Source organism: Seonamhaeicola sediminis (genome assembly GCF_004358095.2).
In the GTDB taxonomy this organism is placed as follows: Bacteria; Bacteroidota; Bacteroidia; order Flavobacteriales; family Flavobacteriaceae; genus Seonamhaeicola; species Seonamhaeicola sediminis.
Genome location: NZ_SMZJ02000009.1, coordinates 12609 through 29254 on the forward strand (window position 1 = coordinate 12609; position 16646 = coordinate 29254).

The window sequence follows — 16646 nt, forward strand, 5'->3', positions numbered from 1 at the left end:
TGTTTATTCAAAAAAAACGGTAAATGTTAATTTGTACTTACAAACTCTTTAGTAGACCCAACCATTTTTTCTAACATATCTGTAGTTACAGATTTAGGCCTTTCTAAAGGGTAACCTAGTGCTCTATCCCAAATAATATTTGATAAAACACCAATTGATCTGCCAATGGCAAACAAAACTGTATAAAAGTCGTATTCTGTAATTCCATAATGCCATTGTACAACCCCTGATTGAGCATCAACATTTGGCCATGGGTTTTTTGCTTTACCTTGTTCTCGTAAAATATCTGGAACAACTTTGTATAAGGCATCCACGTACTTAAACAATTCATCATCAGGCATGTGTTTTAAACAAAATTCTCTTTGAACTGTATATCTGGGATCTGTTTTTCTTAAAACTGCATGGCCGTAACCTGGAATGACTTGCCCTCTGTTTAAGGTGTCCCATACGTATTGTTTCATTTCATCCTCATTAGGTAATTTACCATCCATTTGATTTCTCAACCCTTGCAACCATCTTAAAACTTCTTGGTTTGCCAATCCATGTAAAGGTCCGGCTAGACCATTAATCATTGCTGATATTGAATAGTACACATCAGATAAAGTACTAGCCACTAAATGCCCCGTATGAGCACTAACATTACCACTTTCATGATCTGCATGAATAATGAAATACATCCTAGATACATCATCATATGGTTTATCCTTACCCATCATATAAGCAAAATTTGCCCCTAAATCCATAGATGGATCAGGGTAACGATGGCCTTTTCCTTTTTGATATAATTTATTATAAATATAAGCACCTATTAAAGGCATTTTGGCTATTAAGTTAGTAGCATCTTCAAATGTACTATCCCAGTAATCCATTTTATTGAGTCCTTGCTTGTATTTTACATTAAAATGAGACTCCCTTTCCAAACTCATAACTGCCGCAGAAAGAATTGCCATAGGGTGACTTTCACTAGGAAAAGAGTCTATAACATCCCATACATAACGTGGTACAATTCGGCGATTCCTGAAGGTTACCATAAGCTCTTCAACTTCTTCTTTTGAAGGCATTTCTCCTGTCAACAACAAATAATAAAGTCCTTCTACATATGGCATTTCTGCGCCTTCAGCCTTTGGTAATTTACTCAATACTTCCTGAAGCGTATACCCCCTGTAACGAATACCTTCATAAGGATCTAAATATGATATATCAGTAACAAGGCTCTTTATACCTCTCATACCACCAATTATTTGAGATACTTTAACCTCATCTATAACTGTATCTCCACTTTCCTTTAAAAGTTTAGTTGTTCGTTTTCTATGATCGAGAATCTTTTGATATAGGGTATCTTTCAACTTACTCATGACATGTTATGATATTAGATTATTAAAAAGGGAGCTTTATAAAATTATCATACTTTTAACAATTAAAATATGATATTTATCACAAAATGAATTAGTTATTATTAATTATAAAAATTAAAACTCAAGTATCAAGAAAACAAAAAGGCCAAATTCAAATTTTGAATTTGGCCTTTCATTATTATTAAAACTAAGTTACTTCACTTTAAAAGCTTTTTCTTGTGGGAAATAAGCAACATCTCCTAACTCTTCTTCAATACGTAATAACTGATTGTATTTAGCCATACGATCTGAACGTGATGCAGACCCTGTTTTTATTTGTCCACAGTTAAGTGCAACAGCTAAATCTGCAATAGTGTTATCTTCAGTCTCTCCAGATCTGTGAGACATCACAGAGGTATATCCAGCATTTTTAGCCATATTGACCGCTGCAATGGTTTCTGTTAAGGAACCTATTTGGTTTACTTTAATTAAAATTGAATTTGCAATTCCGTTTTCAATTCCACGAGATAAACGCTCAACATTGGTTACATATAAATCATCACCTACTAATTGAACTTTGTCTCCGACTTTCTCGGTTAATGATTTCCAGCCATCCCAATCGTTTTCATCCATACCATCTTCAATAGAAATAATTGGGTATTTAGCACATAATTCTGCTAAGTATTCAGCTTGTTCCTCTGATGTTCTCACCATACCTTTTTCTCCTTCAAACAGGGTGTAATCGTATTTACCATCTTTATAGAACTCTGCTGATGCACAATCTAATGCAATTTTTACTTCGTCTCCAAATTTGTATCCTGCATTCTCAACGGCCTTCCCTATTGTTTCAATAGCATCTTCGGTACCATCTAAAGTTGGCGCAAACCCTCCTTCATCACCAACTGCTGTACTTAAACCTCTATCATGCAACACTTTTTTTAAATGATGAAAAATTTCAGTACCCATTTGCATAGCATGCGTAAATGTTTCCGCTTTTACTGGCATAATCATAAACTCTTGGAACGCTATTGGCGCATCACTATGAGATCCTCCATTTATAATATTCATCATTGGTACTGGCAATGTATTTGCCGAAACACCACCTACGTATCTATAAAGTGGCATATTCAATTCGTTGGCAGCAGCTTTTGCAACAGCTAAAGACACTCCTAAAATAGCGTTAGCTCCTAATTTAGATTTGTTAGGAGTACCATCTAAATCAATCATTATTTTATCAATAAGGTTTTGTTCAAAAACAGAAACTCCTATTAATTCTTCTGCAATTATAGTATTAACATTTTCAACTGCTTTTAAAACACCTTTCCCCATGTATGTATCTCCTCCATCACGTAACTCTACAGCTTCATGCTCACCAGTTGATGCTCCTGAAGGAACAGCAGCTCTTCCTAATATATTATTTTCAGTTACCACATCAACTTCAACGGTAGGGTTACCTCTTGAATCAAGAATTTGTCTTGCGTGGACATTAATTATTATACTCATAATTGGTTTATTTTTAAACTTTTAATACTTCAAATTTACGGCTAAATCTTGTTTTTTTTCAGATGTTTTAAAAGAATTTAGCAAAATAACATCTATAACGTTTTAGTAAAACTTAATCCTTAAAAAACAATTAGTTACAGGTTAAATACTAATGTTTTATTTTTTTATATTCTCAATAAATTGATCGAATAAATACGATGAATCATGAGGTCCTGGACTTGCTTCAGGATGATACTGAACAGAGAATACATTTTTATTCTTCATTGCTAATCCTGCCAAGGTATTATCATTTAAATGAACGTGTGTAACTTCTAGATCTGGATTAGCTTCTGCCTCTTCTCTGTTTACAGCAAACCCATGGTTTTGAGAAGTAATCTCGCCTTTACCTGTTATAAGATTTTTTACAGGATGATTAATACCTCTGTGTCCGTTATACATTTTATAAGTAGATACATTATTAGCAATAGCAATTACCTGGTGCCCTAAACAGATTCCAAACAGCGGTAAATTTCTTTTGATAACTTCTTTAGCAATTGCCTGTGCATCAACTAAAGGTTCTGGGTCTCCAGGTCCGTTTGACAAGAAATAACCATCTGGATTAAAAGCTTCTAAATCTTCAAACTTAGAGTTGTATGGAAACACCTTTATATAACAGTCTCTACTTGCAATATTTCTTAAAATATTTTTCTTTATACCAATGTCTAAAGCCGCTACTTTGTAAGTTGCATTTTCATCTCCAAAGTAGTAAGGCTCTTTTGTGGATACTTTTGATGCCAACTCCAAACCTTCCATACTAGGCACTTCTGCCAATTGCTTTTTTAAACCTTCAATATCTTCAACTTCGGTACTTATAACTGCATTCATTGCACCATGTTCTCTAATGTAACTTACAAGCGCTCTTGTATCAACATCAGAGACTGCAAATAAGTTGTTTTTGTTCAAAAAGTCTTCTAGAGAGCCATCAGCTGCATCACGTGAGTAATCATAGCTAAAGTTTTTAACAATTAGACCAGAAATTTTAATAGAATCTGATTCTACTTCATCTTCATTGGTTCCGTAATTACCAATATGTGCATTAGTAGCTACCATTAACTGCCCGAAATATGATGGATCAGTGAAAATCTCCTGATAACCTGTCATTCCGGTGTTAAAACATACTTCTCCAAATGCTGTTCCTTGTTTGTTACCTACTGCTTTTCCGTAAAAAATGGTGCCATCTGCTAAAATAACTACGGCATCTTTCTTTTTTTGATATTTCATCTTAATTTTTATGAGATTCCCCTAGAGGAAAAAGTTTTACAAAAATTCAAAAAAAAAGGATAAACTAAAAATAGTTTATCCTTATTATATTAAATGCTTATTAACATTTATTCTTCCTCTTCGTTAGTTGCTGTATTCTCAACTACAGGAGCCGCTGCAGCTGGTTTGCTACCTCCACGTCTACTACGTCTGGTAGTCTTTTTCTTAGGTGTATCTGCATTGTAGATTTCATTGTAATCTACCAACTCAATCATAGCCATATCAGCGTTGTCACCTAAACGGTTTCCTAACTTAATGATTCTTGTGTAACCACCTGGTCTGTCACCAACTTTTACTGCTACTTCTCTGAATAACTCAGTTACCGCATCTTTTTGTCTTAATTTACTAAAAACAATACGTCTGTTGTGCGTAGTGTCTTCTTTAGATTTAGTAACTAGTGGCTCAACAAATTGTTTTAAAGCTTTTGCTTTTGCAACCGTAGTATTAATACGCTTGTGTTCTATTAAAGAACAAGCCATATTAGCCAACATTGCCTTTCTGTGAGCAGTTTTTCTACCTAAATGGTTGATTTTTTTTCCGTGTCTCATGACATTTGTTTTAAACCTTTATCTTGCTACCACTCTTTTTGAGGAGCAAATTATAAAGGAGTTATTAATTTATTTAATCTTTATCTAATTTATACTTACTTAAGTCCATCCCAAAACTTAACCCTTTAACGTTTACAAGCTCTTCAAGCTCTGTTAAAGACTTTTTACCAAAGTTTCTGAATTTCATTAAATCATTTTTATTGAATGATACTAAATCTCCTAACGTATCTACTTCTGCTGCTTTTAAACAATTAAGTGCACGAACAGATAAATCCATATCTATCAGTTTTGTTTTAAGTAACTGACGCATGTGCAACGATTCTTCATCATATGTTTCAGTTTGTGCAATTTCATCAGCCTCCAATGTTATTCTCTCATCAGAGAACAACATAAAGTGATGTATTAATGTTTTTGCTGCCTCTGTTAAAGCATCTTGCGGAGTGATAGAACCATCGGTTAAAATTTCAAAAACCAATTTTTCGTAATCTGTTTTTTGCTCAACACGATAATTTTCAATGCTATATTTAACATTCTTTATTGGTGTATAAACAGAATCAGTAAAGATAGTTCCTACCGGTGCTGCAGCTTTTTTGTTTTCTTCTGCAGGCACATAACCTCTTCCTTTTTCAATAGTAATTTCTAGATTTAGATTTACTTTAGGATCTAAATTACAAATTACCAGCTCTGTATTTAAAACTTGAAAACCAGAAATAAACTTTTGGAAATCACCAGCGGTAATTCTCTCTTGACCAGAAATTGAAATTGAAACTGACTCGTTATCAATATCGTCTATCTGTCTTTTAAAACGTGCTTGTTTTAAATTTAAAATAATTTCTGTAACATCTTCAACTACACCAGGAATTGTAGAAAACTCGTGGTCTACACCTTCAATTCTTACAGAAGTAATTGCAAACCCTTCTAAAGAAGAAAGCAACACTCTTCTAAGCGCATTACCAACTGTTAATCCGTAACCAGGTTCTAAAGGACGAAATTCGAATTTCCCTTCAAAATCTGTGGAATCAATCATGATTACTTTGTCGGGCTTTTGAAAACTAAAAACTGCCATATTTTTTCTTCGTTTTAATTGTTATTTAGTTGCGCGGTCTATAAGTTTGAAGAAGAACAAATAGACCCTTTGGCTAAATACCAATATTGTTAATTTATTATTTAGAGTATAATTCGACGATGAATTGCTCGTTAATATTTTCTGGGATTTGAATTCTAGCAGGAACAGAAACATACGTTCCTTCTTTAGTTTCATTATTCCAAGTAATCCACTCATAAACTTGAGATGCGTTTGAAAGTGAATTTTGAATAACTTCTAAAGATTTAGATTTTTCTCTAACACCTACAACATCTCCAGCTTTTAATTGGTAAGAAGGGATGTTAACCACATCTCCATTTACAGTAATATGTCTGTGAGATACTAATTGACGTGCTCCGCTTCTTGAAGGTGCAACTCCCATTCTGTACACTACGTTATCTAAACGAGATTCACATAATTGTAATAACACTTCACCTGTAATACCTTGAGCGGCTCTTGCTTTTTTAAATAAACCTCTAAACTGACGCTCTAAAACACCATAAGTGTATTTTGCCTTTTGTTTTTCGGCTAATTGAATTGCATACTCAGACTTTTTGCCACGGCGTCTGTTATTTCCATGTTGACCTGGAGGATAATTTCTTTTTTCAAAAGACTTATCTTCTCCAAAAATAGCTTCACCAAATTTTCTAGCTATTTTAGTTTTAGGACCAGTATATCTTGCCATTTTAAATTATTTTAAGAGAGGTTATGAATTAAGGTCTTAATCTTATCCTTCGACAACCATATTATCTCTTGTTGATACTTGTTTTAATAAAAATTTTTCAGTTTGCAAATTTATGCAAAAAATTAATACCATCTGTTAATCAGATGATATTAATTTTTAACTTATAAAAATCACTTTTTAGTGATTAAACTCTTCTTCTTTTAGGAGGTCTACATCCATTATGTGGCAATGGCGTAACATCAATGATTTCAGTTACCTCAATACCTGCATTGTGAATAGAACGAATAGCAGACTCTCTACCATTACCAGGACCTTTTACATATACCTTTACTTTTTTCAACCCAGCTTCTTGTGCTACATTAGCAGCATCTTCAGCAGCCAATTGAGCCGCATAAGGTGTGTTTTTCTTAGATCCTCTAAAACCCATCTTACCAGCAGATGACCATGATATTACATCACCTTTTTTGTTGGTAAGAGACACAATAATGTTATTGAAAGAGGCTGTAATGTGTGCCTCTCCTATAGAGTCAACAATAACTTTACGTTTTTTTGTTTTTGTACTTGTTTTTGCCATATTTCTTTAGTTTCTAGCTGTTAGCTTTTAGTTGTTAGAATCCTAAACATTGCTATTTCAAACAGATTCATCTAACGTCTAAATACTAATATCTTGTTATTTATTATGCTTTTTTCTTATTAGCAACTGTTTTTCTTCTACCTTTTCTGGTTCTAGAGTTGTTTTTTGTACGTTGACCTCTTAATGGTAAACCAGCTCTATGACGAATACCTCTAAAACATCCAATATCCATTAAACGTTTAATGTTTAATTGAGTTTCAGAACGTAACTCACCTTCGATAGTGTAAGCCGCTATGGCTTCACGGATACCGCTAATTTGATCATCATTCCAATCTTGAACTTTGATGTCTTGATCAACTTTAGCAGTTTCTAAAATTTCTTGTGCTCTACTTTTACCTACTCCGTAGATATAAGTTAAAGCAATTACTCCTCTTTTGTGTTTTGGTATATCTACACCTGCAATTCTTGCCATATTGTTTTTAGTTTCTAGTTGTTAGCTTTTAGTTGTTAGAATCCTAAACATTGCTATTTCAAACAGATTCATCTAACGTATAAAAAACTAATGACTTATTTTTTTAACCTTGTCTTTGTTTAAATCTAGGATTCTTTTTGTTTATCACATAAAGCCTTCCTTTTCTACGCACAATTTTACAATCTGCGCTTCTTTTTTTAACTGATGCTCTTACTTTCATAATTCTATGATTTACGATTTACGATTTACGATTGAAAAACTTCTAAAATCGTAAATTCGTACGTCTAAAATTTTTAATATCTATAAGTTATACGAGCCTTAGTTAAATCATAAGGACTCATTTCTAATTTTACTTTATCTCCTGGTAACAGCTTTATATAATGCATACGCATCTTACCAGAAATATGTGCTGTCACAATGTGACCATTTTCTAATTCAACACGAAACATTGCATTTGATAATGCTTCTATAATAGTTCCGTCTTGCTCTATTGCCGCTTGTTTTGCCATAGTATAATAATTAAGCTATTGCTTTTCTATTTTTACCCGTTTTCATCAAGCCGTCGTAATGCCTATTCAGCAAGTAAGCATTTATTTGCTGCATAGTATCAATTGCAACTCCAACCATAATTAGTAGCGATGTTCCTCCAAAAAACAATGCCCAACCTTGACCAACATCCATTAGCTTAACAATAAATGCTGGAAACACAGCTATTAAAGCTAAGAAAACAGAACCTGGTAATGTTATTTGAGACATTATTTTATCTAAATACTCGGCTGTTTCAGAACCTGGACGAATTCCTGGAATAAAACCACCACTTCGTTTTAAATCATCAGCCATTTTATTAGTTGGCACTGTGATGGCAGTATAAAAGTAGGTGAATACTATAATTAACAGCGCAAATACTAAATTATACCAGAATCCGAAAATATCTGAAAAATTTGTTTGCAACCATGCTCCAGCTCCTGTATCTTTTAGCCATGAAGACCCTCCAATAACTCCTGGAACAAACATAATAGCTTGTGCAAATATAATTGGCATTACACCTGAAGCATTAAGCTTTAACGGTATATATTGTCTAGATCCGCCTGCTGCAGCTCTTTCATAACCTCCAGAAGCCGTTCTTCTAGCATATTGTACCGCAATCTTTCTAACAGCCATGACCAACATAATAGAAGCTAAAATGATTACAAACCAAATTACCAATTCAAAAAGGATAAGCATTACGTTGTTACCTTCCATTCTTGTTGCAGCATTTTGCACAAAAGATTGAGGTAAGGTAGCAATAATACCTACCATAATTAATAATGAAATACCATTACCTATTCCTTTATCAGTTATTTTTTCACCTAGCCACATAGCGAAAATACATCCTGTAACCAAAATACTTATTGATGAAAAATAGAAAACTGGTCCTGATAACAAATAAGCACTTTGAGGCACTCCTAAACTAGGTAAACTAGCTAAATATGCAGGTGATTGAAACAAACAAATAGCTATGGTTAACCAACGGGTAATTTGTGTGATTTTCTTTTGGCCACTAGCACCCTCTTTTTGCAGTTTTTGCAAATAAGGAATTGCAATACCCATTAATTGTACAACAATAGAAGCAGAAATGTATGGCATGATACCTAATGCAAATACCGAAGCTCTAGAAAGAGCTCCTCCTGTGAAGGCAGCAAGTAATCCTAAGATACCTTCATCGGTACTATCTGCCAATCCTTGTAATTGATCTGGATCAATACCAGGTAATGTAACAACAGTACCAAAACGATAAACTAACAACAAACCCAACGTTAAGATGATTCTGTTTCTTAGTTCCTCTATTTTCCAAACATTTTTTATTGATTCTATAAATTTCATACTGTTAATAAGGTCTTATAATGTTACGGCTTCTCCTCCAGCAGCTTCAATAGCAGCTTTTGCTGAAGCAGTAAACTTATGAGCAGATACTTTTAATTTAGCCTTTAATTCACCTCTACCTAAAATCTTAACTAAGTCGTTTTTACCAGCTAATCTGTTAGATAAGATTACGTCTAAATCTACTGTATCTTTAATCTTCTTATCGTCAACCAATTGTTGTAAAGTATCTAAATTGATACCTTGATATTCAACACGATTGATATTTTTAAAACCAAATTTAGGCACACGTCTTTGAAGTGGCATTTGACCACCTTCAAATCCTAACTTTTTAGAATAACCAGAACGTGACTTAGCTCCTTTGTGACCACGTGTAGCAGTACCACCTTTACCAGATCCTTGTCCGCGACCAACACGTTTTCCTTGGTTTTTTACTGAACCTTCTGCAGGTTGTAAATTACTTAAATCCATTTCAGTTTATATTTTTAAGCTTCTTCAACAGAAACTAAATGTGATACTTTAGCTACCATACCCAAAATGTTTGGTGTAGCTTCATGCTCTTTTACTTGACCAATCTTTTTGAGACCTAAAGACTCTAAAATTCTTTTTTGTCTTTGCGTACGATTGATTGCGCTTTTAACTTTTGTTACTTTAATCTTTGCCATTTCTGTCTATATTAAGCGTTAAAAACTTTTTCAAGTGAAATACCTCTATCTTTAGCAATAGTGTTAGCATCTCTTAATTGCAATAAAGCATCAAATGTAGCTTTTACAACATTGTGAGGGTTTGAAGATCCTTGAGATTTTGATAACACATCGTGTACTCCAACAGCTTCAAGAACAGTTCTTACCGCTCCACCTGCTATAACCCCTGTACCAGGAGCTGCAGGGATGATGTTTACTCTAGCTCCACCATATTTACCTTTTTGCTCATGTGGTAATGTTCCTTTTCTAATAGGAATACGTACTAGGTTTTTCTTAGCATCTTCAACGGCTTTAGCAATGGCGCTAGCAACGTCTTTAGATTTTCCTAACCCTTGACCTACAACACCAGCCTCATCACCAACTACAACGATAGCTGAGAAACCAAAAGCTCTACCACCTTTAGTTACTTTAGTAACCCTTTGCACACCAACTAAACGATCTTTAAGATCTAATCCACCTGGCTTTACTAATTCTGCGCTTTTATAATTTTGATACATAATTTCTTAAAATTTTAATCCAGCTTCTCTAGCACCTTCAGCTAATGATTTAACTCTACCGTGATATAAATATCCTCCTCTATCAAAAGCAATGTTCTCAACACCAGCTTTTAAAGCTTTTTCAGCAAGAGACTTACCTACCAATTTTGCAGCCTCAGTCTTGTTAACTTTAGCAGTATCTATATCTTTATCTCTAGAAGATGCAGCGCTAATAGTTTTACCCGAAACGTCATCTATAATTTGAGCGTAAATTTCTTTATTACTTCTAAAAACAGCTAATCTAGGTTTTACCTCTGTACCAGAAACCACCTTACGTATTCTGTTTTTTATTCTTTGTCTTCTTTGGTTCTTTGTTAATGCCATAACTTAATTATTAAGCTGATTTACCTGCTTTTCTTCTAATTTCTTCACCAACAAACTTGATACCCTTACCCTTATATGGTTCTGGTTTTCTAAAACCACGAATCTTTGCAGCTACTTGACCAACAAGTTGTTTATCATGAGAAGTTAACTTTACTATAGGGTTTTTACCTTTTTCACTTACGGTTTCAACCTTAACTTCAGGAGCTAAGTCTAAAATGATATTATGTGAAAATCCTAAAGCTAAATCAAGTTTTTGTCCTTGATTACTAGCTCTATAACCTACACCTACCAACTCTAATTCTTTACTAAATCCTTTAGAAACACCTTCTATCATGTTGTTTACAAGTGATCTATAAAGACCATGTTTTGCTTTAAAGTTTTTAGAATCAGCTGAACGCGATACTGTCACGTTACCTTCTTCAACTTTAACATCAATAGTATCAAACTCTTGAGTTAACTCTCCTAATTTACCTTTTACGGTAATTACGTTATCCTTTACTTCTACAGTAACTCCTTCTGGAATTGCTATTGGGTTATTTCCTATTCTACTCATTGCTATCTCCCTTTTTTAGTAAACGTAACACAATACTTCACCACCTACGTTATCTCTTTTGGCTTGTTTACCTGTCATTACTCCGTGTGAAGTAGAAACAATAGCAACACCAAGACCATTAAGGATTCTAGGTAATTCTTTAGCACCAGCATACTTACGTAAACCTGGTTTACTTATTCTTTGAATTTTCTTAATAACAGGCTCCTTAGTTACACTATTGTATTTAAGTGCAATTTTAATAGTACCCTGTGTTGTAGAATCATCAAATTTATAACTTAAAATATATCCTTGTTCGAATAATATTTTAGTTATGTCCTTCTTTAAATTAGAAGCAGGAATCTCAACCACTCTGTGGCCAGCACGTACTGCGTTTCTAATTCTTGTTAAATAATCCGCAATTGGATCTGTGTACATAATTAATTGATTTTGTGATTTTGGTTTTCAGTGTTGGTTACCGAACCTTAAATCTGATTACTTTAAATAATATTACCAACTAGCTTTTCTAACTCCAGGAATAAGACCTTGGTTAGCCATTTCTCTAAAAGTTACACGAGAAATTCCAAAATCTCTCATATATCCTTTAGGTCTTCCTGTTAATTTACATCTATTATGCATGCGAATAGGGGAAGCATTTTTTGGTAACTTTTGTAATGCTTCATAATCTCCAGCTTCTTTTAAAGCTTTACGTTTTGCAGCATACTTAGCTACTGTTTTAGCTCTTTTTACCTCGCGGGCTTTCATTGATTCTTTAGCCATAACTTAGTTCTTTTTAAAAGGTAACCCTAATTCAGTTAATAATGATTTTGCTTCTTTATCTGTTTCTGCAGAAGTTACAAATGTAATATCCATTCCAGAGATTTTATTTACTCTATCAATATTTATCTCTGGAAAAATGATTTGCTCTGTAACACCTAAATTGTAGTTACCTCTTCCGTCAAAACCAGTTGCTTTAATTCCGTTAAAATCTCTAACACGAGGAAGTGCTGAAGTCACTAATCTATCTAAGAACTCATACATTCTTTCTCCTCGCAAAGTAACTTTAGCTCCAATAGGCATACCTTTACGTAATTTAAAAGAAGCAACGTCTTTTTTAGATATGGTTGCTACCGCTTTTTGTCCGGATATAGTAGTTAACTCTTCCACAGCGTGGTCTATTAACTTTTTATCTGCAACAGCTGCCCCAACACCTTTAGATATTACTATCTTCTCTAGTTTAGGAACTTGCATTACATTTTTATATCCAAATTCATCTGTAAGAGCTGCAATTACTCTACTTTTATACTCTTGCTTAAGTCTTGGTGAATATGCCATAACTAAATTACTTCATTAGATTTTACTGAAAATCTCACTTTCTTATCGCCTTCAATTTTATAACCTACTCGTGTTGTCTCTCCATTAGCGGTTAACAACGATAAGTTTGAAATATGAATTGGCGCTTCTTTTTCAACGATTCCTCCTTGAGGGTTTTGTGCACTTGGTTTTGTGTGTTTTTTAACCATGTTAACACCCTCTACAATCGCTTTATTCTTGTCTATTAATACCTTTTGTACTTTACCTTCTGCTCCTTTGTGGTCTCCAGCAATTACTTTTACGGTATCTCCTGTTTTAATTTTAAGCTTTGTCATCTTAATAATGTATTAAAGCACCTCTGGTGCTAATGATACAATCTTCATGAATTGCTTATCACGAAGTTCTCTTGCAACAGGACCAAATACACGTGTACCTCTCATTTCTCCTTGCGGATTTAGTAATACACATGCATTGTCATCAAATCTTATATAAGATCCGTCTGGTCTTCTTACTTCCTTTACAGTACGAACAACAACAGCTGTTGAAACAGCTCCCTTTTTAATGTTACCGTTAGGAGTTGCATCTTTAACAGAAACCACTATTTTGTCTCCAACAGATGCATATCTTCTTTTAGTACCACCTAGAACACGAATAGTTAAAACTTCCTTTGCTCCGGTGTTATCTGCTACCTTAAGTCTTGATTCTTGTTGTACCATAATTACTTAGCTCTTTCAATTATTTCAACTAATCTCCAACATTTTGATTTACTCATAGGTCTTGTTTCCATGATCCTAACAGTATCTCCTTCGTTGCAGTCGTTTTTCTCATCGTGTGCAACGTACTTCTTCGTTTTTAAAACGAATTTTCCATACATAGGGTGCTTTACTTTTTTCACCTCAGAAACCACAATAGATTTCTGCATCTTGTTACTTGTAACAACCCCTATACGTTCTTTTCTTAAATTTCTTGTTTCCATCTTTCAGCAGAATTATTGTAAATCTCTTTTAGTTAACTCTGTTGCAATTCTGGCTACAGTACGTCTTACAGTACGTAACTGAATTGGATTCTCTAAAGGAGATATTGCATGAGCTAATTTTAGGTCTGAATAACTTTTTTTAGTCTCACTAAGTTTTTCTTGTAACTCAGCTGTAGATAATTCTTTAATTTCTGATTGTTTCATAATCTTAAATTATTATGCTTCGTAATCGCGAGCAATTATAAACTTAGTTTTTACTGGTAATTTTTGAGCTGCTAAACGTAATGCTTCTTTAGCTACGTCTAATGGTACTCCACCAATCTCAAATAAAACGCGTCCTGGTTTTACTACAGCTACCCAATATTCTACGGCACCTTTACCTTTACCCATACGTACTTCAAGAGGCTTTTTTGTAATAGGTTTGTCTGGAAATATTTTAATCCAAAGAGACCCTTCTCTTTTCATATAACGAGTAGCAGCAATACGAGCAGCTTCAATTTGACGAGCTGTTATAAACGTTGAGTCTAATGCTTTTATACCGAAAGTTCCGTTTGAAAGTTGGTGCCCTCTTTGAGAAAGCCCTTTCATGCGTCCTTTCTGTTGCTTACGAAATTTTGTTCTTTTAGGCTGTAACATGTTTCTTTACTTTAAAAAATTACTTTCTACGACGAGGGTTTTTGTTTCCACGTCCGCCACCTTTTCCTTGCTTCTTAGATAAACCAACAAGCGGAGAAAGCTCTCTTTTACCATATACTTCACCTTTCATTATCCATACTTTTACACCTAATCTACCATAGGTAGTGTGGGCTTCAACTAAAGCATAGTCAATATCGGCTCTAAATGTTGATAAAGGAATACGTCCTTCTTTATAGTGCTCAGAACGTGCCATTTCAGCTCCGTTTAAACGACCACTAATTTGAATTTTAATTCCTTCAGCATTCATACGCATTGTAGCAGCAATAGCCATTTTTATTGCACGACGGTAAGAAATTCTGTTTTCAATTTGTCTTGCAATACTTGATGCTACTAAAAATGCATCTAGTTCAGGTCTTTTAATTTCAAAAATGTTGATCTGAACTTCTTTTCCAGTAATCTTTTTAAGCTCTTCTTTTAACTTGTCTACCTCTTGACCACCTTTACCAATAATAATACCAGGTCTAGCAGTAGTGATAGTAACGGTTACAAGCTTAAGAGTTCTTTCAATAATTACTCTACTTACACTAGCTTTAGATAAACGCGCGTGAACGTATTTTCTAATCTTATCGTCTTCGGCTAACTTATCACCATAATCGTTTCCTCCATACCAGTTAGATTCCCATCCTCTGATAATTCCTAAGCGATTTCCGATTGGATTTGTTTTTTGTCCCATACTTCTATCTTAACTTTGTGTGTTATTGTTATCTCCAAGCACTAATGTTACATGGTTGGATCTTTTTCTAATTCTATGTGCACGACCCTGAGGTGCTGGACGTAATCTCTTTAACATAGACCCGCCATCAACTCTTATCTCTTTTACAAATAATTCAGCCGACTCGATATCTGCATCTTCATTTTTAGCTTGCCAGTTAGCAATTGCAGAAAGTAATAACTTCTCTAAACGGTTAGATGCTTCTTTTTGACTAAATTTTAAGATATTAAGTGCTTTTTCTACTTTTTCACCTCTTACTAAATCGGCTACTAAACGCATTTTTCTTGGTGACGTAGGACAGTTATTAAGTTTAGCAAAAGCCACTTGCTTTTTACTTTCCTTAATAGCGTCTGCCATTTGTTTTTTACGACTTCCCATAGCTCTTATTTTTTACCTTTATTTTTAGCACCTGCATGTCCTCGGAATGAACGTGTTGGTGAAAACTCTCCTAACTTATGACCAACCATGTTCTCTGTTACATAAACAGGTACAAATTGACGGCCATTATGTACTGCTATAGTTTGTCCAACAAAATCTGGAGTAATCATACTAGCTCTTGACCAAGTTTTGATTACTGTTTTTTTGTTAGCTTCAACGTTTGCAGCCACTTTTCTTTCTAATTTATAATGAACGTAAGGTCCTTTTTTTAGTGATCTTGCCATGTCTTATTTCTTTCTACGTTCTACAATATATTTGTTACTCGATTTTGTTTTAGAACGGGTTCTAAAACCTTTAGCAGGAATACCGTTTCTAGAACGTGGGTGACCACCTGAAGCACGCCCTTCACCACCACCCATTGGGTGATCTATTGGGTTCATTACTACTGGTCTTGTTCTTGGTCTTCTACCTAACCATCTTGTTCTACCCGCTTTACCTGATACTAACAACTGATGGTCTGAGTTAGAAACAACGCCTATAGTAGCCATACAAGTTGCTAGTATTAAACGTGTTTCACCAGAAGGTAATTTAATAGTAGCAAACTTACCATCTCTTGCCATTAACTGAGCAAAAGCACCAGCACTACGTGCCATAACAGCACCTTGACCTGGACGTAACTCAACACAAGAGATAATAGTTCCTAATGGAATCTCACTTAAAGGCATTGCATTTCCAATTTCAGGAGCAACTCCTTGTTCACCAGACACTACATTTTGCCCAACCTGTAAACCATTTTGAGCAATAATATATCTTTTCTCACCATCTTGATAGTTCAATAAAGCAATAAATGCAGATCTGTTTGGATCGTATTCTATTGTTTTAACCTCTGCTGGAATTCCAGTTTTGTTACGTTTAAAATCAATGACACGATACTTTCTCTTATGACCTCCACCTTTGTAGCGCATGGTCATTTTTCCTTGACTGTTTCTACCACCAGAACGTTTTTTCGGAGCTAATAAACTTTTCTCCGGCTTATCAGTAGTAATGGTGTCAAATCCATTTACTACTCTAAATCGCTGTCCTGGTGTGATTGGTTTTAATTTTCTTACTGACATTGT

General features: G+C 34.4%; 28 protein-coding genes. All 28 read right to left on the bottom strand.

What is annotated here, in order from left to right:
- Positions 1-26: 26 nt before the first annotated feature.
- Positions 27-1355, bottom strand: coding sequence for a citrate (Si)-synthase (locus E1J38_RS12680; protein ID WP_133357225.1), 1329 nt, complete (start codon positions 1353-1355; stop codon positions 27-29).
- A 192-nt stretch (positions 1356-1547) separates the two neighbouring features.
- The gene (gene eno / locus E1J38_RS12685) at positions 1548-2837 is read right to left on the bottom strand and encodes a phosphopyruvate hydratase (protein WP_133357226.1); all 1290 of its coding nucleotides are present in this window, start codon (positions 2835-2837) and stop codon (positions 1548-1550) included.
- 156 nt (positions 2838-2993) lie between these two features.
- Positions 2994-4097: a glutamine-hydrolyzing carbamoyl-phosphate synthase small subunit gene (carA, locus tag E1J38_RS12690; RefSeq protein ID WP_133357227.1), complete on the bottom strand. Its 1104-nt coding sequence runs from the start codon at positions 4095-4097 to the stop codon at positions 2994-2996.
- 107 nt (positions 4098-4204) lie between these two features.
- Positions 4205-4684, bottom strand: coding sequence for a 50S ribosomal protein L17 (rplQ, locus tag E1J38_RS12695; protein WP_133357228.1), 480 nt, complete (start codon positions 4682-4684; stop codon positions 4205-4207).
- Positions 4685-4757: 73 nt separating this feature from the next.
- Complete coding sequence (locus E1J38_RS12700) at positions 4758-5750, bottom strand: DNA-directed RNA polymerase subunit alpha (protein WP_133357229.1); 993 nt, start codon at positions 5748-5750, stop codon at positions 4758-4760.
- Positions 5751-5847: 97 nt separating this feature from the next.
- Positions 5848-6453, bottom strand: coding sequence for a 30S ribosomal protein S4 (gene rpsD / locus E1J38_RS12705; RefSeq protein WP_133357230.1), 606 nt, complete (start codon positions 6451-6453; stop codon positions 5848-5850).
- A gap of 184 nt (positions 6454-6637) precedes the next feature.
- Positions 6638-7027, bottom strand: coding sequence for a 30S ribosomal protein S11 (gene rpsK / locus E1J38_RS12710; protein ID WP_133357231.1), 390 nt, complete (start codon positions 7025-7027; stop codon positions 6638-6640).
- A gap of 103 nt (positions 7028-7130) precedes the next feature.
- Entirely contained in the window at positions 7131-7499 is a 369-nt protein-coding gene (rpsM, locus tag E1J38_RS12715; RefSeq protein WP_133357232.1) for a 30S ribosomal protein S13, read from the bottom strand.
- Positions 7500-7602: 103 nt separating this feature from the next.
- On the bottom strand, positions 7603-7719 hold the full coding sequence (ykgO, locus tag E1J38_RS12720; protein WP_013305171.1) for a type B 50S ribosomal protein L36: 117 nt from the start codon (positions 7717-7719) through the stop codon (positions 7603-7605).
- Between the two features lie 73 nt (positions 7720-7792).
- A complete protein-coding gene (gene infA / locus E1J38_RS12725) occupies positions 7793-8008 on the bottom strand; it encodes a translation initiation factor IF-1 (protein ID WP_007094967.1) in 216 nt (71 codons plus the stop codon).
- A gap of 10 nt (positions 8009-8018) precedes the next feature.
- The gene (gene secY / locus E1J38_RS12730; protein WP_133357233.1) at positions 8019-9362 is read right to left on the bottom strand and encodes a preprotein translocase subunit SecY; all 1344 of its coding nucleotides are present in this window, start codon (positions 9360-9362) and stop codon (positions 8019-8021) included.
- 15 nt (positions 9363-9377) lie between these two features.
- The gene (gene rplO / locus E1J38_RS12735; protein WP_116038975.1) at positions 9378-9830 is read right to left on the bottom strand and encodes a 50S ribosomal protein L15; all 453 of its coding nucleotides are present in this window, start codon (positions 9828-9830) and stop codon (positions 9378-9380) included.
- Positions 9831-9844: 14 nt separating this feature from the next.
- The gene (rpmD, locus tag E1J38_RS12740) at positions 9845-10024 is read right to left on the bottom strand and encodes a 50S ribosomal protein L30 (protein ID WP_116038976.1); all 180 of its coding nucleotides are present in this window, start codon (positions 10022-10024) and stop codon (positions 9845-9847) included.
- 11 nt (positions 10025-10035) lie between these two features.
- Entirely contained in the window at positions 10036-10560 is a 525-nt protein-coding gene (gene rpsE, locus E1J38_RS12745) for a 30S ribosomal protein S5 (RefSeq protein ID WP_116038977.1), read from the bottom strand.
- Between the two features lie 6 nt (positions 10561-10566).
- A complete protein-coding gene (gene rplR, locus E1J38_RS12750) occupies positions 10567-10923 on the bottom strand; it encodes a 50S ribosomal protein L18 (RefSeq protein WP_133357234.1) in 357 nt (118 codons plus the stop codon).
- A 10-nt stretch (positions 10924-10933) separates the two neighbouring features.
- The gene (rplF, locus tag E1J38_RS12755; RefSeq protein WP_133357235.1) at positions 10934-11476 is read right to left on the bottom strand and encodes a 50S ribosomal protein L6; all 543 of its coding nucleotides are present in this window, start codon (positions 11474-11476) and stop codon (positions 10934-10936) included.
- 15 nt (positions 11477-11491) lie between these two features.
- Complete coding sequence (rpsH, locus tag E1J38_RS12760; protein WP_133357236.1) at positions 11492-11890, bottom strand: 30S ribosomal protein S8; 399 nt, start codon at positions 11888-11890, stop codon at positions 11492-11494.
- 72 nt (positions 11891-11962) lie between these two features.
- Complete coding sequence (gene rpsN, locus E1J38_RS12765) at positions 11963-12232, bottom strand: 30S ribosomal protein S14 (protein ID WP_116038981.1); 270 nt, start codon at positions 12230-12232, stop codon at positions 11963-11965.
- A gap of 3 nt (positions 12233-12235) precedes the next feature.
- Positions 12236-12787, bottom strand: a complete 552-nt coding sequence (gene rplE, locus E1J38_RS12770) for a 50S ribosomal protein L5 (protein ID WP_133357237.1) — start codon at positions 12785-12787, stop codon at positions 12236-12238.
- 2 nt (positions 12788-12789) lie between these two features.
- The gene (gene rplX / locus E1J38_RS12775; RefSeq protein ID WP_133357238.1) at positions 12790-13101 is read right to left on the bottom strand and encodes a 50S ribosomal protein L24; all 312 of its coding nucleotides are present in this window, start codon (positions 13099-13101) and stop codon (positions 12790-12792) included.
- A 12-nt stretch (positions 13102-13113) separates the two neighbouring features.
- Entirely contained in the window at positions 13114-13482 is a 369-nt protein-coding gene (gene rplN, locus E1J38_RS12780) for a 50S ribosomal protein L14 (RefSeq protein WP_116038984.1), read from the bottom strand.
- Positions 13483-13484: 2 nt separating this feature from the next.
- Entirely contained in the window at positions 13485-13742 is a 258-nt protein-coding gene (rpsQ, locus tag E1J38_RS12785) for a 30S ribosomal protein S17 (protein ID WP_042245209.1), read from the bottom strand.
- A 12-nt stretch (positions 13743-13754) separates the two neighbouring features.
- Positions 13755-13946 (bottom strand): 50S ribosomal protein L29, encoded by a 192-nt coding sequence (gene rpmC / locus E1J38_RS12790; protein ID WP_116038985.1) that lies wholly within the window; start codon positions 13944-13946, stop codon positions 13755-13757.
- 12 nt (positions 13947-13958) lie between these two features.
- Positions 13959-14378, bottom strand: coding sequence for a 50S ribosomal protein L16 (gene rplP, locus E1J38_RS12795; RefSeq protein WP_133357239.1), 420 nt, complete (start codon positions 14376-14378; stop codon positions 13959-13961).
- A 19-nt stretch (positions 14379-14397) separates the two neighbouring features.
- A complete protein-coding gene (gene rpsC, locus E1J38_RS12800; protein ID WP_133357240.1) occupies positions 14398-15111 on the bottom strand; it encodes a 30S ribosomal protein S3 in 714 nt (237 codons plus the stop codon).
- Positions 15112-15120: 9 nt separating this feature from the next.
- On the bottom strand, positions 15121-15528 hold the full coding sequence (gene rplV, locus E1J38_RS12805) for a 50S ribosomal protein L22 (protein WP_116038988.1): 408 nt from the start codon (positions 15526-15528) through the stop codon (positions 15121-15123).
- Positions 15529-15533: 5 nt separating this feature from the next.
- On the bottom strand, positions 15534-15812 hold the full coding sequence (gene rpsS / locus E1J38_RS12810) for a 30S ribosomal protein S19 (protein ID WP_013869040.1): 279 nt from the start codon (positions 15810-15812) through the stop codon (positions 15534-15536).
- Between the two features lie 3 nt (positions 15813-15815).
- Positions 15816-16643, bottom strand: a complete 828-nt coding sequence (gene rplB, locus E1J38_RS12815; RefSeq protein ID WP_133357241.1) for a 50S ribosomal protein L2 — start codon at positions 16641-16643, stop codon at positions 15816-15818.
- Positions 16644-16646 lie beyond the last annotated feature (3 nt).